Genomic DNA, 19396 nt, shown 5'->3' on the forward strand with positions numbered 1-19396 from the left:
GCCCGGGCCGTCCGTATTTCCCCGCCCCCGACCCATTCCATTTCCCGCACCCCGAAAGAAATTTCCTGTCAAGTACCGAACGGCGAATTCTTCGCGCGCATCGCACATCCGATGGGTCTTTTCAGCCGACGAGACGTCCCGCCCATTCGCGAATACTCGTCATCAGCAATCGGAACGGGTCCGCGCCGCGGACCCGCCCCACGATCCGGAGGACATGTCATGCCCAGGCCGCTCATCGCATTCCTCTCCGACATCGGCTCGCACGACGAGGCACACTCGCTCTGCAAGGGCCTGATCCACTCCGTCGCCCCCGAGGCGACGATCACCGACATCACGCACCAGGTCACGCCGTTCGACGTCCGCGAGGGCTCCCTCTACCTCGCCGACGTACCGGACTCGTACCCGGCGTGGACGATCATCACGGCGTACGTCTATCCCGAGACCGGCACGAGCACGCGCACCATCGTGGTGCGCAACCAGAAGGGACAGCTGCTCGTCGCCCCCAACAACGGGCTGCTCACCCACGCCCTGGCCGGCATCCCCGCCGTCGAGGCCTGGGAGGTGACGTCCCCGTACGTCATGAAGCAGCCGGTGACCCCCACCTGGTACGGCAAGGACGTGGTCGCCGCGGCGGCGGCCCACCTGGCCGCGGGCACCGCGCCGGAGTCGGTGGGCCCGGCGCTGCCGCTGGAGGACATCGTGCTCCTGCCCCACGAGAAGGCCGTCGCACTGCCCGGTGGCGGCGGCGCCGAGGGCGAGATCACCCGCATCGACAAGGCCTTCGGCAACGTCTGGACCAACGTCAACGTCAACCTGATCGCGCCCGCGGACGAGCTCGTCGGCCGCACCCTGCGCGTCAAGCTCGACGGTGCGGAGGTCGACCTGCCGTTCCACCCGACCTTCGGCGAGGTCGCCGTCGGCGAGCCGCTGGCCTACACCAACAGCCGGGGCACGCTGGCCTTCGGCCGGAACCAGGACAGCTTCCTCGCCAAGTGGCAGGTTGCCCCCGGCAGCCGGTTCTCCGTGCGGGTAGTGGAGTCCTGAGGCTCCCCCGCGCCGACCGCGTCGCACCGACGCACCGCCTCTGACACCGCCTCCCCCCGGTGTCAGAGGCGTTCCCCTTTCCCGCGCCTCTTCCCCTCCTCCCCTCCTCCCTTTCCCGCCCTTCCCCCTCACCCCGGGAGCCTGTGATGACCACGACGAGTCCCCCCGACCGGGACGCCGCCCTCGCCCTGCTGCGGGAACGGATCCGGGACGTGCCCGACCACCCGCGCCCCGGGGTGGTGTTCAAGGACATCACCCCCCTGCTGGCCGACCCCCTCGCCTTCCGCACCCTGGCCGACCTGCTCGCCGACGAGTGCGTCCGGCTCGGGGCGACCACGATCGTCGGCGTGGAGGCGCGGGGGTTCATCCTCGGCGCGGCCGCCGCAGCGCGGGCCCGCGTCGGCTTCGTCCCCGCGCGCAAGGCCGGCAAGCTGCCCGGCCCCACCCTGTCGCGGGCCTACGACCTGGAGTACGGGAGCGCCGTCGTCGAACTCCGGGCCGACGCCCTCCGGGCCCACGACCGGGTCCTGGTCGTGGACGACGTCCTGGCCACCGGCGGCACCGCCGAGGCCGTCCTGCGACTGGTCCGGTCCACCGGGGCGACGGTGGCCGGCCTGGCCGTGCTGCTCGAACTGGCCTTCCTCGAAGGGCGCGAGCGCCTCGCCCCGGCCCTCGCCGAAGCCGGTGCCGACCTGCACGCCGTCGTCGTCGTGTGAGTCGCACGGCACGACGGCTCCGCCCCGTCACCCCCGGTGGGGCGGTGACGGGGCGGAGCCGTGCGGGACCGGGCCGGGCCTACTGGGCCAGGTAGCCGCCGTCCACCGGCAGTACGGCACCGGTGATGAACGACGCCTCGTCACAGGCGAGGAAGCGGATCGCGGCGGCCACCTCGGCCGGTTCGCCGATCCGGCCCATGGGGTGCATCCGCTCGATCGCCGCGAGGTACTCCGGACCCCCGGGCTCCTCCGGGAGCCTGCGCACCCGGTCGGTGCGCACGGTGCCCGGCGCCACCGCGTTGACCCGGATGCCGCGCGCCGCCCACTCGACGGCCAGGTGCATGGTCAGCCCGGTCGCCACGAACTTGGCGGGACCGTACGTGCTCTGGCCCCGCTGTCCGGCCAGACCGGAGATGGAGGACAGGCACACGATGGCGCCGCCGCCGTTCGGCTCCATCGCCTCGATCGCGTACTTGCAGGTCAGGAACATGCCCCTGCCGTCGATCGCCATCACCTCGTCCCAGTCGTCCGCATCGGCCTCGGTGATGTCGAGCAGCGGGATGATCCCCGCGTTGGCCACCAGGACGTCGAGCCGCCCGTACTGGTCGACCGCCGCCGCGATCATGGCCCGGGCGTCCTCGGGGTCCGACACGTCGCCCGTGACGGCCACCGCCCCGAAGCCCTCGCCGGCCAGCCGGGCGACCACCTCGGCGAGCGCCCCGGCATCCCGGTCGGTGAGCACGAGCCGGGCGCCCTCACGGGCGAACAGCTCCGCCGTCGCCTCCCCGATGCCGTGCGCCGCGCCGGTGATCACGCAGACCTTCCCGGCCAGTGTCCCCTGGGCCGTGCCGCCGTCAGTGCGCATCCGTGTTCTCCTCGTCGTCCGCGCGGCCCCCGCCGCTCCCGTGGTCCACGACGTGGACCGCCGTCACCGCACCCCGGGCCGCCGACCCCACCAGCGCCCGGTACTTCGCCATCACCCCGTGCCGGTACCGGGGCTCCGGCGCCCGCCAGCCGGCCGCCCGCGCGGCCAGCTCCTCCTCCGCGACGTCCAGCCCGACCCGGCGTCCGGGCAGGTCGACGGTGACGACGTCCCCGTCCCGGACATGGGCGATCGGCCCCCCGACGGCGGCCTCCGGCGCGAGGTGCCCCACCATCAGCCCCCGGGTGGCCCCGGAGAACCGCCCGTCCGTCACCAGCGCCACCGACTCCCCGAGCCCGCGCCCCACGATCGCCGCGGTCACCCCGAGCATCTCCCGCATGCCGGGTCCGCCGCGCGGTCCCTCGTACCGGATCACCACCACGTCACCCGGACGTATCGCGCCCGACTGCACGGCGGCCATGGCGTCCTCCTCGCAGTCGAACACCCGGGCCGGTCCGGTGTGCACCGGGCGGACGTGCGGCGTCGCCTTGACCACCGCGCCCTCCGGTGCCAGGGAGCCGTACAGCACCAGCAGGGCCCCGCTCGGGCTCAGCGGACGCGCCACCTCCGCGACGACGTCCTGCCCGGGCTCCTCCTCGGCCTCCTCGGCCTCCTCGCCCAGGGTCCGCCCGGTGACCGTCGGCGTGGTCCCGTCGACGAGCCCCGCCCCGACCAGGCGCCGGGCGACGAGCGCCGTGCCGCCCGCCCGGTCCAGGTCGACGGCCGTGCGACGGCCGAACGGCTTCAGGTCGGTGATCACCGGCGTGCGCGCGCTGTACGTGTCGAAGTCGGCGAGGTCCAGGGGGACGCCCGCCTCCCGCGCGATCGCCAGCAGATGCAGCACCAGGTTGGTGGAGCCCGCGGTCGCGGCCCCCGCCACGACGGCGTTGCGGAACGCGGCACGGCCGAGCAGGGTGCGGGGGGTCCGCCCGGACGCCCACGCCTCGACGGCGAGCCGGCCGGCCCGTACCGCCCACTCCCGCCGCCGGGTGTCGGTGGCGGGCGGCCCGGCCGAGCCCAGCGGGGACAGGCCGAGGAACTCCATCGCCATGGCCATGGTGTTGGCGGTGTACTGCCCCCCGCAGGCACCGGCGCCGGGACACGCCCGCCGTTCCAGACGGGTCAGGTCCTGCTCGCTCATCCGGCCCGCCGCGTGGGCGCCCACCGCCTCGAAGACCTCGGCCAGGGTCACGTCCCGGCCGTCGAACCGTCCGGGGGCCATCGCCCCGGAGTAGAGGATCACCCCCGGTATGTCGAGCCGGGCGTGGGCCATGGCCGCCGCCGGGATGGTCTTGTCGCAGCCGACGACCGTGACCATGGCGTCGAACATGTGGCCGCGGGCGACGAGTTCCAGGGAGTCGGCGATCAGTTCCCGGCTCACCAGCGAGGTCCGCATGCCCTCCGTGCCCATCGTGACCACGTCGGAGACGGCCACGGTGTTGATCTCCATCGGGGTGCCGCCCGCGGCCCGCACCCCCTTCTTCACCTCCTCCGCGAGCATCCGGTGCGTGTGGTTGCAGGGCATGGTCTCGGTCCAGGAGTGGGCCACCGCGACGACCGGGCGCTCCAGGTCCTCCTCGGTGAACCCGACGGCACGCATCTGCGCGCGCGCCGGGGCCCGGTCGGGGCCGGCGTACAGCAGGCGGCTCCTGCGCGTGGGCGGGACTGCGTTCATGAGATCTCCGCGGGTGAGGGGTCGGGGGCGGCCCGGTGGGTGCCCCGGGGCATCGGGTCGCGCAGCGCGGACACCCGGCGGGCCAGCCAGAATCCGGCCGCCTGGCTGGTGACGATGGAAACGAGGACGAGAACGGCGAAGAACCCGTCGTTGATGAGCCCGGCCTGGTGGGTGACCCCGGCGAGGATCACCCCGAGCGTGCCGCGGGCGTTGAGGGCGAGCGCCAGGGAACCGGCGAACGCGCTCGTCTCGCCCGCCAGCCGGGCCGCGCCCCAGATGCTGAGCGTCTTGACGCCGCACGCCAGCAGCAGGAACCAGACGAAGAACCACACGTCGAACTCCCGGACCAGATCGAGCCGTACGCCGACCAGGGCGAAGAAGACCGGTACGAAGAACGCCTGGGAGAACCGGCCGATCGCCTCCCACGCCTGCGACGCGTTCTCCTTCGCCCGGAGGTCCCCGGCCCGCTCGTCCCCCCGCGCGGCGCAGATCCCCGCGACCAGCCCGCCGAACACCGTGTTGACGCCGAGGCCCAGGCAGACCAGGACCACGACCAGCAGGAAGGCCAGCCGGAAGGCGATCGGGCTGCGCCGCGCCACGACGTTGCCCCGGTGCTCGGCGAGCCACCGGAACCAGCGCGGCCCGTGCATCAGCGCGCCCCAGATGAAGACCAGGCTGATCAGTGTGAAGTAGACGGCGCTCCACAGCGGCGACGTGCTGCCGAACGTGTGCCACAGCCCGACGGACTGTTCGGACCCGGCCTGCGCGAGGCCCAGGGCCACGGCGAGCACGACGTAGAGGACGATGTCCTCGATCACCGCCACCATCAGCACGATGCGGCCGAAGACGGTGTCCATGATGCCGAGGTCCATCATGATGCGGGAGATCACCGGGATGGCCGCCACCGCCATCGCCAGGGCCACGACGAGAGCCGTCGTCGCCGTCGTCCCCGCCGGTCCGGCGAACCGCCCCGGCCCCGACATCAGCACGACCCCGGCCCCGACGGCGAACGGGAGCAGCAGCCCGGCCGCCGCCGCGGCGGCCCCGGTGCGCCGTTCCCGGCGGGCCGCCCCGACCCTCAGTTCGGCGCCGGCCAGGAACAGCAGCAGCAACTGGCCCAGCTGGTACAGCGCGTCCAGGCCGTGCGCCACCGGCCCGGAGGACGGGAACAGCGCGGCGACGAGGCCCGGCGCGAACAGACCGAGGAACGAGGGCCCCAGCAGGATGCCGCCCACGATCTCCCCGATCACCGGCGGCTGCCGCAGGGCCGAGAAGAGAAAACCGCAGCCGTGCGCCACTGCACAGACCGTGGCGAGCGCCGCGAGCAGGTGAACCGTTTCCCTGGCCTCCAATTCCGTCCCCTCCATACGAGTCGCACTCGTCACTCATCCGGAATTCACCGGGATCAACGCTAGGAGTGCCGGCCGCCCGGGAAATGCACCCACGGGATTGCCGCTCTGCGAGAAGAGGCCGAACACCTTGGCGGAAAGTCGCAGACCCTTTGCAACGGCCGGCGGAAGCCGGAGAGCCGGGCGGAGGAAACCATCGGGGAACACGGCCGCGCGAGGCCACGCGGGATGTCGAGGGAAGGAACACCTGCCGTGAACATTCTCTTCATCGGTGACATCGTGGGAGACCGCGCCGTCGCGGAACTCTGCGCGTGGCTACCGGGATTCCGCGCCGAACGGCGGGTCGACCTGGTCGTCGCCAACGCCGAGAACTGCGCCCCGACCGGCCTCGGCATGGCCGGGGTCCAGGTCGACCGGCTGCTCGCGGCCGGGGTCGACGTCATCACCGGCGGCAACCACTCCTGGGACAGCGAGGAGTCGGTCCAGCTCCTCGAACTCCCGCAGGTGCTGCGGCCGTTGAACATCGACGCGCACATCCCGGGCCGCGGCCTGCTGCACGTGGGCACCCCGCTCGGCGAGGTCACCGTGATCAATCTCGCCGACCACGCCGCCATGCGGTCGGTCAGAGCGATCGAGGACACCTTCCGGCCGGCCTTCGGGGCCTGGCGCGAGGCCGAGCGGCGGGGCGTCGTCCTCGTCGACTACCACGGCGACCACGTCCTGGAGAAGCAGATCTTCGCCCGCGCCGTGGACGGCGTGGCGACCGCCGTCCTCGGCACCCACAGCCACGAGGCCACCATCCCGCTCCACGTACTGCCCGGCGGCACCGGCTTCGTCACCGAGGTGGGCATGACCGGACCGTCGGACGGCATGCAGGGATTCGCGTACGACATCCTGGTCAAGGGGCTCCACGAGACCGGCGACGCCTTCGCCCACGGGATACCCCCGGTCTCCGACGGCCCCCTCGTGCTCGGCGCCGTGCTGCTGCGCACCGAGGGACGGCGCACCGTCGGCATCGAGCGCCTCACCTGGGGGGCGGGACGATGAGCGCACCGCTTCCCGCCCCCGCCGCGGTGGTGGACCTCTCCCTGCCGGTCGCCGAGGACCTGCCCTGCTTCTGGCCGACCCACCAGCCCTTCCAGCACAAGACGTGGAACTGGTTCACCGACGTGCACTCCCCCGCGGGACCGGTGTCGGGCCGGGGCGGCCCCTACGCGACCCGCTGGATGGCGATCGACGAGCACACCGGCACCCACTGCGACGCACCCACCCATTTCATCCCGCCCGAGGATTCGGGGCTGCCGCACGCGGGGCCCGCCGGCGCCCTGTCCGTGGACAGACTTCCGCTGGACCGGCTGATGGGCCCCGCGGCCGTGATCGACGTCCGCGCGCTCGACGTTCCGGGCACCCCGGGCGGGACGAGCCCGCTCGTCCCGCCCGGGGTGGTCACCGCCTGGGAGGCGGCGCACGGGGAGCTGGCCGCCGGCGACGTGGTCCTGTTCCGCACCGGCTGGGACACGCGCTACCTGCGCGGCGCGGCCGGTCACGGCTATGTGCACGACGTCGTCGTCTCCCGGACCGCGCCGGGCTGGCCCGCCCCGTCCGTCGAGGCGCTGGAACTGCTGCTCGCCCGCGGTGTGCGCTGCGTGGGCATCGACGCACCGTCGATCGGCGCCGCGCACGACCCCGTACCCGTGCACGTCGCCGGTCTGCGCACCGGCGCCGTCTACGTCGAGGGGCTGACCCGGCTCGACCGGCTGCCGCCCCGCGGCGCCCGGTTCTGCTTCCTGCCCCTGAAGATCGAGCACGGCACGGGCGCGCCGGGCCGCGCCGTGGCGTTCCTGCCGGCCGCCCCCGGGTGAACCGGCCCGCCGGAGTGGGCCGTTGCGCCCCTGCGGCTACGACGAAAGTCGCACGCGGGGCATCCCTTCCGGCGATGTCACGAGGGCGTACCGGCGGAAGACTTGGCCCGCTGACACGCCGGTCCCCGGTCCCCTCGCCCACGTCCCCCCGTCACTCCACTCCAGCCGAGAAGGCGAGCCGTCCACCATGGAGACCCCGACCAGCCGTCAGCGCACCAGCGGCATGCCCGTGCACAAGTACCGGCGCTACGAGAAGTTCCCCCTGCCCGACCGCCGGTGGCCCGACCGGATGCCCGAACGGGCGCCGCTGTGGGCCAGCGTCGATCTCAGGGACGGCAACCAGGCGCTCATCGACCCCATGGACATGGACCGCAGATGGGCCATGTACCGCCTGCTCCTGCGGATGGGCTTCAAGGAGATCGAGGTCGGTTTCCCGCTGTCCTCGCAGGCCGACCGGGACTTCACCCGCGCCGTGATCGAGCAGGACGCCATTCCGGACGACGTGACGATCCAGGTGATGTCGCCCATCCGGGACGGCATGATCGAGGAGACGGTCCGCTGTGTCCGCGGCGCGCCCCGGGTGATCCTCCAGATCTACAACCCGACCTCGACCGCCCAGCGCAGGGTCGTCTTCGGCATGTCCCGCGAGGAGGTCAAGCGGCTCGCCCTCGTCGGGGCCGAGCGGGCCCTGCGGCTCCGCGACTCCCTGCCGGGCACCGAGATCCAACTCCAGTACGGCACCGAGTCGTTCACCCAGACCGAGCCCGAGTTCGCGCTGGAGGTGTGCAACGCCGTCCTCGACCTGTGGCGGCCCGAGCCCGCCGAGGGATGCCGCATCGTGCTGCCGAGCACGGTGGAGTGCTACCCGCCGCACGAGTTCGCCGACCGCATCGAGTGGATGCACCGCAACCTCTCCCACCGCGAGGCGATCATCCTCTCCCTCCACCAGCACAACGACCGGGGCAGCGGCATCGCCTCGGCCGAACTGGCGCTGCTGGCGGGCGCCGACCGCGTGGAGGGCACGCTCTTCGGCAACGGCGAACGGGCCGGCAACGTCGACCTGGTCACGCTGGCCATGAACCTGTACTCGCAGGGCATCGACCCCGGGCTCGACCTGAGCTTCCTCGACGAGGCCCGGCAGATCGTCGAGTACTGCAACCGCCTCCCCGTCCCGCCCCGCCACCCCTGGGTCGGGGACTTCGTCTACACCTCCTTCGCCGGGTCCCACCAGGACGCCATCAGCAAGGGCCTGGCGGAGCGCGGCACCGGCACCGGCGAGGGCCGCTGCTGGGACGTGCCCTACCTGCCGGTGGACCCGCGGGACGTGGGCCGCGACTACCAGGCCCTGATCCGGATCAACCAGCAGTCCGGCAAGGGCGGCATCGCCTACCTCATGAGGCAGGAGCACGGATACGTGCTGCCCCGCCGGCTCCAGATCGAACTGGCCGCCGTCGTCCAGGCACGGTCCGAGGCGACGGGCGAGGTCACACCCGAGCTGCTGCTCCAGTGGTTCACCGCCGAGTACCTCACGCCCGACGCCGCGGCCGTCCCCTCCGCCCCCGGGACCCGGATCACTCCGCGGGACGTCGTCGTGCAGCCCCCCGGCACCGGGACGGCGAACGGCGCGGGGACCGACTGGAAGGTCTACGTCGAGGCCGCCGACGGGACCGCGGTGCGCTGGGGCGTCGGGGAGGGCGCGACACAGGACGAGGCCCGGGGCCGCGCCCTGCACTCCGCGGCGCGCCGACTGGCGGCCGCCGCGCACACCGGACCGGAGGAGCACTGATGGAAGCGCTGATACGGCACACCGGAACCGTCGCGCCCCTGGAGCGCGGCGGTGTGGACACCGACCAGATCATCCCCGCACGGTTCTGCCGACGGCTCGGCCGGACCGGCTACGAGGACACCCTGTTCTTCCGCTGGCGCCGGGACCCGGACTTCACGGTCACCTCGGAGCGCCACGCGGGCGCCAGCGTCCTGGTCAGCGGCCCCGACTTCGGCATCGGCTCCTCCCGGGAGCACGCGGTATGGGCGCTGCGCGACTTCGGGTTCCGGGTGGTGGTCGCCCCCTCCTTCGGAGACATCTTCCGGGCGAACGCCACCAAGAACGGCGTGCTGACCGCCGAGGTCCCCGAGGAGAGCGCGGCACGGCTGCGCCGGGCGGCCGCCGCCCGGCCCGAGCTGCCCGTCCTCGTGGACCTGGAGCGGCGCACGATCACTGCGGACGGCCTGACCATCGAGTTCGGCATCGACGCCTACAGCCGCTGGCAGCTGATGAACGGGTTCGACGACCTCCGGGCGACGCTGAGCAGGGCGGAGCAGATCGATGCCTACGAAGCTACCCGCCCCGGCTGGCTGCCGACGACGCTCGGGTCATGACAGGGCCCGACCGCGGAGAACGAGGAAAGAAGAGAGCTGGAAAGACGATGACACATCTGTACGGCATCGACGCCCGGTCCGGCGAGCGCCTGGAGCCCCCGGTCCCGGAGACCACGCCCGCGGAGGTGGCGGAGCGGTGCGCGGCGGCCGACCGGGCGGCTCCCGCGCTGGCCGCGCTGCCGCTCGGCACCCGGGCCCGGCTCCTCGAAGCCGTCGCCGCGGGCCTCGACGCCGTGGCGGACGAGCTGATCGGCTCGGCCGACACGGAGACCGCGCTGGGTCGCCCCACCCTGGAGGCCGAACTGGCGCGCACCACCAACCAGTTGCGCCTTCTCGCCGAGGAGGTCCGGCGCCCCGACTTCCTGAGCGGGCGCACCGAACAGGGCCCGGACGGCACCCCGTCGTTCCACCGGGCCCTGCTGCCCATCGGCCCGGTCGCCGTGTACGCGGCGAGCAACTTCCCCCTCGCACTGGCCGTGGCCGGCTCGGACACCGCCGCGGCACTGGCCGCGGGATGCCCCGTCGTCGTCAAGGCGCACCCCGGCCACCCGCTCACCTCGCGGCTCGTCGACGAGGCCGTCACCGGGGCGCTGCGGGAAGCCGGGGCCCCGGACGGCACGTTCTCCGTGGTGCACGGCATGGCGGCCGGGCAGGCGCTGATCACCGATCCGCACATCAGGGCCGCCTCGTTCACCGGTTCCCAGGCCGGCGGCCGCGCACTGTTCGACGCCGCCGCCTCCCGCCCCGACCCGATCCCGTTCTACGGCGAACTGGGCAGCGTCAACCCCGTGTTCATCAGCCGGGCGGCCGCGTCGGCCCGCCGGGCGGAGATCGTGTCCGGCTTCGTCACGGCGGCCACCCGCTACGTGGGCCAGCTGTGCACCAACCCGGGGCTGCTGTTCCTGCCCGCGGGCCACGGACTGGAGGAGGCCCTGGCGGCCGAGCTGTCCGAGGTCCCCGCGGCCCCCCTGCTCAACCGGCGGATCCTGGAGGGCTTCCGCCAGGGCGTCCAGCGCCTGACCGGGGCCGCGGACCCGCTGGTGGCCGTCACCGACGGCCCCCACCTGTTCCGCACGACGTCCCGGGACTTCCTGGAGCGCCCGGAACTCTCGGAGGAGTGCTTCGGCCCGGCGTCCGTCCTCGTCACCTACGAGGACGAGGCGGAACTGCTCGCGGCGGCCGCGCAGTTGCCGGGCTCCCTGACCGCCACCCTGCACGCCGAACCGTCCGACGCCGCGCTCGTGGGGCGGCTCCTTCCCGTGCTGACCCGCAAGGTGGGACGCGTGGTGTGGAACGGCTGGCCGACCGGTGTGGCGGTGAACCGGACGATGCACCACGGCGGACCGTGGCCGGCGACCACCTCGGCCGCGCACACCTCCATCGGCACCGAGTCCGTCCGCCGCTTCCAGGTCCCGGTGACGTTCCAGGACTTCCCCGGGGAGCTGCTCCCGGCCGCGCTGCGGGCGTGACGACCGCCGACGGGCGGGGCGGTGGCCGGGGTCGGCCACCGCCCCGCCCGTCAGGAGGCGGAGGGCTGCCGCCGCAGGGTCAGCAGCCGCATGCTCTCCGCCTTGTTCACCGCGCTGATGCGGGTGTCGACGTCCAACTTCAGGTAGATGTTGGTCAGATGGCGCTTCACCGTGCCCTCGGAGATGAACAGCGAACGGGCGATGCCGGAGTTGCGCAGCCCCTGCGCGACCAGCTCGATCACCTCGATCTCCCGCTGGGTGAGAACCCCTCCGTCCGGGTCGCTCAGCCGCTCCATCATCCTGCGCGGCACGGACAGCAGGACCCGGTCGTGACTGCGCGCCGCGCCCCGGATCGTGGCGACCAGATCGGCGCCGGTCGACTCCTTGGAGATGAAGGCGTGCACACCGAGCCCCATCGCCTTGCTCACCGTGCGGACGTCCTCGTCCGCGTGCAGGACGGCGATGCTCACCGAGGGCCCGAGATCGAGGAGTTGGCGCAACAGCGTCATGAGCGGCGTCCCCGGCAGCTCCGCGTCGACCAGTACGACATCGGGACACTGCCGCGTCGCCGCCGCGAGCACCGTCGATCCGGTGTCCCCCTGTCCGACGACGTGCATGTCCGGGGTGGTTTCGAGGATCTTGCTGACCCCCTCCCTGAAGAGGTCGCGCCGGCCGCCCACCACCACCCGAATCTGCTCCTCAGCCCTCAGCACGCGGCCTCCAAGACTCTGCAGAGCGATCCCCGGTCAGGTCCATGCGTCCGATCGTAGGCACTCCTGCTCGGCCCGCGCAGCCCGCACATTCATGCAGATGAACCCACTCGTTCTAACGGCTACCCATGCTGGAACCACCCCCGGCCGACGGGTTCCCGCACCGAAGAACAGCACGTCCCGGGGGTGCCGCCGGAAAAACAGAAGGCCGGGTCGGACATCGTCCGACCCGGCCTTTCTCTGAGCCGCCTTCGGGATTCGAACCCGAGACCTACGCATTACGAGTGCGTTGCTCTGGCCAACTGAGCTAAGGCGGCACACCCTGTCGCACCATGGTGCGATCAGCAGCGTCGCCAAGTCTACACAGTTTCCGGGGGTGCTCCGCACCACCTCTGTTCCGGTCCGTCCTCGCAGGTCAGCAGGGGGTCGGCGGGGTCAGGAGCATTTCTTGCCGTCGTTCGGCGGGGTGCCTTCCAGGAGGTAGGTGTTGATCGCCGTGTCGATGCAGTCGCTGCCGCGGCCGTACGCCGTGTGGCCGTCACCGCTGTAGGTGAGGAGGGTGCCGGAGGAGAGCTGGCCGGCCAGGGACTCGGCCCACTTGTACGGGGTGGCCGGGTCGCGGGTCGTGCCGACCACGACGATCGGGGCCGCGCCCTTCGCCTCGATGCGGTGGGGGGTGCCGGTGGGCGGGGTCGGCCAGTGGGCGCAGTTCAGGGCGGCCCAGGCGAAGGCGCGGCCGAAGACCGGGGACGCCTTCTCGAAACCGGGAACCGCCTGCTCGACGTCCTCGGCGTCGGTGAAGGCGGGCGGGAGGTCCAGGCAGTTCACGGCGGCGTTGGCGAACATGAGGTTCGCGTACGTGCCGTTCGGCTGGCGCTCGTAGTAGCTGTCCGACAGGGAGAGCAGACCGGAGCCGTCGCCGTCCTGGGCCGCGGCGAGGGCCTCGCGGAGCTGGGGCCAGGCCGATTCGTCGTACATCGCGGCGATGACCCCGGTGGTGCCGAGGGACTCGGTGAGCTGGCGGGAGTCCCCGGTCTCGATCGGGTGGGCGTCGAGGTCGGCGAAGAGCCGCTTCAGGCGGGTGGCCGCGTCGGCGGTGGAGGTGGTGCCGAGCGGGCAGTCCGCCTTCTTCACGCAGTCGGCGGCGAAGGACTGGAACGCGGTCTCGAAGCCCGCCGTCTGGTCGCGGTTCATCTCGACGGAGGGGAGCGACGGGTCCATCGCGCCGTCCAGGACCAGGCGGCCGACCCGGCCGGGGAAGAGCCCGGCGTACGTCGCGCCGAGGAAGGTGCCGTACGACGCCCCGACGTAGTGCAGCTTCTCGTCGCCGAGGAGGGCCCGCAGCACGTCCATGTCGCGGGCGGTCTCGACGGTGGAGACGTGCGGGAGGATCGTGCCGGAGCGCTTCTCGCAGCCGCTCGCGAACCGCTCGTACTCGCTGCCCAGCCCGGTGATCTCGGCCGCGTCGTCCGGGGTCTGGTCGACCTGGGTGTAGGTGTCCATCTGCGGGCCGGTGAGACATTCGACGGGCTCGCTGCGGGCCACTCCGCGCGGGTCGACGGCGACCATGTCGTAGCGGGCCCGGACCGGGGCGGGGTAGCCGATCGCCGCGTAGCCCTGGAGGTAGTCGATGGCGGAGCCGCCGGGGCCGCCCGGATTCACCAGGAGGGACCCGATCCGCTTGCCGGGCCCGGTGGCCCTCTTGCGGGAGACCGCCAGATCGATCTCGTCGCCGTCCGGCTCCGCGTAGTCCAGCGGCGCCTTCATCGTCGCGCACTGGAAGCCCTCGACACCGCAGTCCCGCCACTTCAGCGTCTGCCCGTAGTACCGCTCCAGCCCCTTTGGCACGGGCGGCACGGACGCCGTCGCCGGCGCGGACGACGAGGTGTCCGTCGGGCTCCCGCCGGTACAGCCGGAGACGAGGAGGCCGGCCGCGCCGAGTGCGGCGGCGAGAATGCGGAGCGAGCGCCTGGTGTCCATCCCCGGAGCGTAGTCGCCGAGTGACGGACCGCCCCGCCCCCTGCCCGTACGGGTGAAAAGCGGCGAAAAGCGGCAATGGGTGGGTGCGGGCAGCGGTACGCGGTCCACCGGGGGCGACGGCCGTGAATGCCGGTTTCCGGTACGCGGGCGAAGGGGGCAGCGGTACGCGGTCCGCCGGGGACGGCGGGGTGGCGGACCGGCGCGGCAGAACGGCGGGGCGGGTCGGTGGACCGGCGTGGCGGCAGCGCGGCGGGGCGGGTCAGCCCGCGCGGAGTGCCATCGTCATCGCCTCCACCGCGAGCAGCGGCGCCACGTTGCGGTCCAGCGCCCGGCGGCAGGCGATCACCGCCTCTATCCGGCGCAGGGTGCGCTCGGGGGTGGAGGAGCGGGCGACCCGGTCGAGGGCGTCCTCCACGTCCGTGTTGGCGATGGCGATCCGCGAGCCCAGCTGGATGGCCAGCACGTCGCGGTAGAAGCCGGTCAGGTCCGTGAGCGCGAGGTCGAGGCTGTCGCGCTGGGTACGGGTCTTGCGGCGCTTCTGCCGGTCCTCCAGCTCCTTCATCACCCCGGCGGTGCCGCGCGGCAGCCGCCCTCCGGCCGCGGCCCCGAGCGCGGCCTTCATCTCCTCCGTCTCCTTGGCGTCGACCTCCTCCGATACCTGCTTGGCGTCGTCGGTCGCGGTGTCGATCAGCTCCTGGGCGGCCTTGAGGCAGCCCCCGATGTCCTCGACCCGCAGCGGGAGCTTGAGCACGGCGGCGCGGCGCGACCGGGCCCGCTCGTCGGTGGCGAGGCGACGGGCCCGGTCGATGTGCCCCTGGGTGGCCCGCGCGGCGGACGCGGCCCGCTCCGGATCGATGCCGTCGCGCCGGATCAGGACGTCGGCCACCGCGTCGACCGGGGGCGTGCGCAGCGTGAGGTGGCGGCACCGGGAACGGATGGTGGGCAGCACGTCCTCCAGGGAAGGCGCGCAGAGCAGCCACACCGTGCGGGGCGCGGGCTCCTCGACCGCCTTCAGCAGGACGTTCCCCGCGCCCTCGGTGAGCCGGTCGGCGTCCTCCAGGACGATGACCTGCCAGCGGCCGACGGCCGGCGAGAGCTGGGCGCGGCGGACCAGCTCACGGGTCTCCTTCACACCGATGGAGAGCAGGTCCGTACGGACCACCTCGACGTCGGCGTGCGTGCCGATCAGGCTGGTGTGGCAGCCGTCGCAGAAGCCGCAGCCCGGTGCGCCGCCCAGGGCGCGGTCGGGGCTGGTGCACTGGAGGGCGGCGGCGAAGGCGCGGGCCGCGGTGGCGCGGCCGGAGCCCGGCGGTCCGGTGAACAGCCAGGCGTGGGTCATCTTCGACCCCGGGGACACCGACTCCCCCGCCCCGTCGGCGGTGACCAGCGCATCGGCGTCCCGGGCGGCGGCCGCGAGCTGTTCCTGCACACGGTCCTGCCCGACCAGGTCGTCCCACACGGTCATGGGTCACCGCCCTTCCGATGGTGTGCGCCGCGCGGCTCTCGTGCGGTACGGCCGCGCGGCCGTGGTGTCGCCGTCCGCCCGGCCGGGGCCGCCGCCCGGCGCGGCGGTCTCCGGTCCGGCTTCCATGATCCGGCATCCATTGTGGGGGACGGGTCTGACAATCCCGGCAGAGAGCCCCGACCGGGCCGCCCGGACCGGACCGCCCGGGCCTTCGGCCCGAGACCGTATGCCCGGACCGCCCCCGACCGGACCGTACGCCCCGCCCCGCGGACCGTACGCCCGACCAGCCCGACCAGCCGCCCGGCCCCGGCCCCTGCCGACCGGGCGTCCCGAACGGACGGGTGGGGCAGCCCGACGGTCTCACCCGTCACGACTGCCCCACCCGGTCGTCCCGTCGCCGTCCGTCCGTTCCGTCAGCGGCGCGGGCGGCGGCCCCTGCCGGAGCGGCCCTGGTCCCCGTCGTCGAGGTCGCGGCGGTCGCCCAGCAGCTCGTCCGCCAGCGTCGGCAGGTCGTCCAGCGGGGTCTCCTCGGCCCAGTCGGGGCGGGGCCGCCGGCTGCGCTCCTCGTTCTCCCACCGGCCCTGCGCCGCCTGCGGGTCGCCGATCTGCGGGAGCTCGCGGGTGCGCTCGTTCTCGCCCTCCGGGGCGGAGCCCGCCGGGCGCTCGTCACGGAAGATGCCCTGCGGAACCCGGTCCTCCGGCCGCGCCGACCGCGTCTCGCGCGCCTGCGCGGCGTCCCGGACCGGCGGAAGGACCGCAGTCTCGTCCGCGGCGCCCGGCGCACCGGGCCGGTCGTCGATCTTGGGGAGCATCGCCGTCTCGGCCTCGTCGGAACGCGTGGACGGGGTGGCCGGCGAGGGCACCTGCTGCGTCACGTCGTTCGGGTTGACGATCGGCGTCGGGACCGTGATCTCGTTCTCCGGCACGGAGGCTGCCGCGGCGGCCTCCGCCCTGGCCCGTTCCGCCGCCTCGGCGGCCTCGGCCTCGGCCTGCCTGCGCGCCTCCTCGGCCCTCAGCAGCGCCTCCTCGGCCTTGCGCTGCTTCTCCAGCCGCAGCGCCTCGGCCTCCTTGCGCAGCCGCGCCTCCTCCTCGGCCTGACGGCGCAGCCGGGCCTGTTCGGCCTCCCGGGCCGCCTCCTCGGCCTCGCGGCGGACCCGCTCCTCCTCGGCGACGCGACGGGCTTCCTCGGCCCGCTGCCGGGCCTCCTCCGCCTGGCGTTCGGCCTCGCGGCGGCGCGCCTCCTCCAGCTCGCGGGCCTTGCGCTCCTCCTCCTCGGCACGGAGCTTGGCCAGCTGCGCCTGCCGCTCGCGCTCCAGCCGCTCCTCCTCGGCCTTGCGCGCCGCCTCTTCCTCGGCCTTGCGCCTGGCCTCCTCCTCGGCCGCCCGGCGCGCCTCCTCCTGGGCCTTGATCTCGGCCTCGGAGAGCGGGAGGAGCTGGTCGAGCCGGTGGCGTACGACCGTGGTGACGGCCTCCGGGTCCTGGCCCGCGTCCACCACCAGGTAGCGGGTCGGGTCGGCCGCGGCCAGCGTCAGGAAACCGGACCGCACTCGGGCGTGGAACTCCGGCGGCTCGGACTCCAGCCGGTCGGGCGCCTCGGTGAACCGTTCCCGCGCCGTCTCCGGGTCCACGTCCAGCAGCACCGTCAGATGCGGTACGAGTCCGCTCGTCGCCCAGCGTGAGATCCGGGCGATCTCGGTCGGGGACAGGTCGCGGCCGGCGCCCTGGTAGGCGACGGACGAGTCGGTGTAGCGGTCGGAGATGACGATCGCGCCGCGCTCCAGCGCCGGACGGACGAGCGAGTCGATGTGCTCGGCCCGGTCGGCGGCGTACAGCAGTGCCTCGGCCCGGTTGGAGAGCCCCGCCGACGACACGTCGAGCAGGATCGAGCGCAGCCGCTTGCCGACCGGGGTCGCCCCCGGCTCCCGGGTGACGACGACCTCGTGGCCCTTGGCCCGGATCCACTCGGCGAGCGCCTCGACCTGGGTGGACTTGCCGGCGCCGTCACCGCCCTCCAGGGCGATGAAGAACCCGTTCGCGGCGGGGGCGACGGCCGGGTCGCCGCCGCGCAGCGCCTCGCGCAGGTCGCGGCGCAGCGGCACGCCGGAGCGGTCGTCCGTCTTCGCGAGCACGATCGCGGCGACGGGCAGCAGCAGCGCGCCGATCAGCATCAGGGTGAAGGCCGCCCCGCCGTGGGCGAAGACGAAGTCCCCGGCGGTCAGCCGGTGGGTGCCGATCCCGGCGGCCAGCAGCGGACCGCCGAGCGCGCCGAGCGCGATGAGGACCCGTGCGACGGCCTGGAGGTGTTCGGTGGTCCTGGCCCGGCGGGTCTCCTCGGTCTCCTGGTCGACCAGGACGTGACCGGTGTGGGCGGCGACCCCGGCCGCGTACCCGGCGAGCACCGCGATCATCAGCACGGTCGCCGTGTCCGGCACGAGGCCCATCGCGAGGAGCGCGATGCCGGTGGTGGCGATGGCCAGTGCGAGCAGCCGGCGCCGCGACAGGGTCGGCAGGACCTTCCCGGCGGTGCGGATGCCGGCGCCGGTGGCACCGGTCAGGCCGAGGATCAGCAGGGCGAAGGTGGCGGGTCCGCCGCCCAGGTCGGCGGCGTGCAGCACAGCGACGGCGGCAGCGGCGGCGATGGCCCCGGCGACCGTGGCCGAGGCGGCGACGACCAGCGGGACGGCCCCGGTGCGGCCCTTGTCGGGTCCGTTGCCGGTCGACGGGCGGCGCAGGCCCTCCAGCGGCGAGCGCGGGCGGGGCGTCTGCGTGCCGGGCAGCTCCAGGAAGTACAGGACGGAGATCGAGGCCGAGAAGAGCCCGGCGGCGATGTACGAGCCGAGGGCCGCCTGGTGGATCGAGAACCACTCCAGGCCCGAGCCCAGCAGGTTGCCGATGAGCGTGGCGACCAGCAGGACGGCCGCGGCCACGGGGATCGCGGCGAAGTCGGTGCGGACGGAGAGCCGGCGCAGTGCGTCGAGGTGGTCGGGCAGCGGGCGCACGGCGGCGCCCTCGATGGGCGGGGCGGGCAGCAGCGCGGGGGCCGCGCCGTCCTTGGCGACCGTCCACAGACGTTCGGCGGCGCCGGTCACGAAGACGGTGATGAGGATCATCATGAGCGCCCGGTCGGGCATCCAGTCGATCCACAGCGGCGCGACGACCAGCAGCGCGAGCCGCAGCCCGTCCGTGCCGATCATCAGCCACCGCCGGTCCAGCGGTCCGCCGGGCGCGGTGAGTGTCGTCAACGGCCCCAGGAGTACGGCCCCGAAGAGGAGGGTGGCAAGGATCCGGGCACCGAACACCGCGGCGACGGCGAAGGCCGCCCCCCGGTACCCGGTCCCGAATGAGCCCTCCAGGACCGCCGCTTGCAGCGACATCAGCACCAGCACGAGAAGGGCGAGTGCATCGCCGATACCGCCGACGAGCTGTGCGCTCCACAACCGCTTCAGCGGGGGAACACGCAACAGGGCTCGTACGGCGCGCTCGCGTGAGTCTGCGGCAAGTGTGTCGGAGGTGGGGCTCACGACCGTTGGCTGCTCGGCTCGCGTCATCCGCCCAGCCTATCCGGAGCCATGGGGTCCCCGGAGGCCCCGTCCGAACATACGGGCGCCCGAGCAGTTCCGGCGTGCGCGGTTCACCCGGTGCGCCCCGCCCCCGGCCTGTGCTTTCCGTCCGCCCGGCCCGATGTGCGCGGGTGCCGGTACGGACGCCGGAGGGGCCGGGTCTCCCCGGCCCCTCCATTGACGTACTCGCCCCGCGCACCCGGCCGACGCGCCCGCGGTGTCCGGCCGTACGCGTACGGCCGCCCCGGCCCCGGGCCCTCGCGAA

The 19396-nt window shown here is 73.6% G+C and carries 14 protein-coding genes and 1 tRNA gene; 7 read left to right on the top strand and 8 right to left on the bottom strand.

Going from position 1 to position 19396, the window contains the following annotated elements; genetic code table 11:
- Positions 1-219 precede the first annotated feature (219 nt).
- Positions 220-1044, top strand: a complete 825-nt coding sequence (locus ABZZ04_RS09225; protein ID WP_356931564.1) for an SAM-dependent chlorinase/fluorinase — start codon at positions 220-222, stop codon at positions 1042-1044.
- A 146-nt stretch (positions 1045-1190) separates the two neighbouring features.
- Positions 1191-1760, top strand: coding sequence for an adenine phosphoribosyltransferase (locus ABZZ04_RS09230; protein WP_356931565.1), 570 nt, complete (start codon positions 1191-1193; stop codon positions 1758-1760).
- Between the two features lie 79 nt (positions 1761-1839).
- On the opposite strand, the gene ABZZ04_RS09235 is transcribed toward ABZZ04_RS09230, so the two are convergent.
- From ABZZ04_RS09235 to ABZZ04_RS09245, 3 genes are read right to left on the bottom strand one after another with little or no spacing between them, the layout of a single operon-like run.
- The gene (locus ABZZ04_RS09235; RefSeq protein WP_356931566.1) at positions 1840-2625 is read right to left on the bottom strand and encodes an SDR family NAD(P)-dependent oxidoreductase; all 786 of its coding nucleotides are present in this window, start codon (positions 2623-2625) and stop codon (positions 1840-1842) included.
- A complete protein-coding gene (gene ilvD / locus ABZZ04_RS09240) occupies positions 2615-4357 on the bottom strand; it encodes a dihydroxy-acid dehydratase (protein ID WP_356931567.1) in 1743 nt (580 codons plus the stop codon). The genes ABZZ04_RS09235 and ilvD overlap by 11 nt, the downstream gene beginning before the upstream one ends.
- The gene (locus tag ABZZ04_RS09245; RefSeq protein WP_356931568.1) at positions 4354-5709 is read right to left on the bottom strand and encodes a cation:proton antiporter; all 1356 of its coding nucleotides are present in this window, start codon (positions 5707-5709) and stop codon (positions 4354-4356) included. Before ABZZ04_RS09245 ends, ilvD begins: the two co-directional genes overlap by 4 nt.
- A 249-nt stretch (positions 5710-5958) precedes the next feature.
- Here ABZZ04_RS09245 and ABZZ04_RS09250 point away from each other — a divergent pair, with 249 nt between their 5' ends.
- From ABZZ04_RS09250 to ABZZ04_RS09270, 5 genes are all read left to right on the top strand, one after another.
- Complete coding sequence (locus ABZZ04_RS09250; RefSeq protein ID WP_356931569.1) at positions 5959-6753, top strand: YmdB family metallophosphoesterase; 795 nt, start codon at positions 5959-5961, stop codon at positions 6751-6753.
- Positions 6750-7568: a cyclase family protein gene (locus tag ABZZ04_RS09255; protein ID WP_356931570.1), complete on the top strand. Its 819-nt coding sequence runs from the start codon at positions 6750-6752 to the stop codon at positions 7566-7568. The genes ABZZ04_RS09250 and ABZZ04_RS09255 overlap by 4 nt, the downstream gene beginning before the upstream one ends.
- Before the next feature lie 187 nt (positions 7569-7755).
- Entirely contained in the window at positions 7756-9354 is a 1599-nt protein-coding gene (locus ABZZ04_RS09260) for a 2-isopropylmalate synthase (protein WP_356931571.1), read from the top strand.
- Positions 9354-9947, top strand: a complete 594-nt coding sequence (leuD, locus tag ABZZ04_RS09265) for a 3-isopropylmalate dehydratase small subunit (RefSeq protein WP_356931572.1) — start codon at positions 9354-9356, stop codon at positions 9945-9947. The genes ABZZ04_RS09260 and leuD overlap by 1 nt, the downstream gene beginning before the upstream one ends.
- A 47-nt stretch (positions 9948-9994) precedes the next feature.
- A complete protein-coding gene (locus ABZZ04_RS09270) occupies positions 9995-11416 on the top strand; it encodes an aldehyde dehydrogenase (NADP(+)) (RefSeq protein ID WP_356931573.1) in 1422 nt (473 codons plus the stop codon).
- Between the two features lie 50 nt (positions 11417-11466).
- On the opposite strand, the gene ABZZ04_RS09275 is transcribed toward ABZZ04_RS09270, so the two are convergent.
- From ABZZ04_RS09275 to tmk, 5 genes are all read right to left on the bottom strand, one after another.
- Positions 11467-12129, bottom strand: coding sequence for a response regulator transcription factor (locus ABZZ04_RS09275; protein WP_356931574.1), 663 nt, complete (start codon positions 12127-12129; stop codon positions 11467-11469).
- Between the two features lie 240 nt (positions 12130-12369).
- Positions 12370-12443: transfer RNA gene (locus ABZZ04_RS09280), tRNA-Thr, on the bottom strand.
- Positions 12444-12561: 118 nt separating this feature from the next.
- Positions 12562-14106, bottom strand: a complete 1545-nt coding sequence (locus ABZZ04_RS09285) for an alpha/beta hydrolase (RefSeq protein ID WP_356931575.1) — start codon at positions 14104-14106, stop codon at positions 12562-12564.
- A 259-nt stretch (positions 14107-14365) separates the two neighbouring features.
- The gene (locus ABZZ04_RS09290) at positions 14366-15571 is read right to left on the bottom strand and encodes a DNA polymerase III subunit delta' (RefSeq protein ID WP_356931576.1); all 1206 of its coding nucleotides are present in this window, start codon (positions 15569-15571) and stop codon (positions 14366-14368) included.
- Positions 15572-15984: 413 nt separating this feature from the next.
- Positions 15985-19119 carry a dTMP kinase gene (gene tmk, locus ABZZ04_RS09295; protein WP_356931577.1) on the bottom strand — a complete coding sequence of 1045 codons (3135 nt, stop codon included), beginning with the start codon at positions 19117-19119 and terminating at the stop codon, positions 15985-15987.
- Positions 19120-19396 lie beyond the last annotated feature (277 nt).

The organism is Streptomyces sp. NPDC006435 (genome assembly GCF_040612315.1).
Classification (GTDB): domain Bacteria; phylum Actinomycetota; class Actinomycetes; order Streptomycetales; family Streptomycetaceae; genus Streptomyces.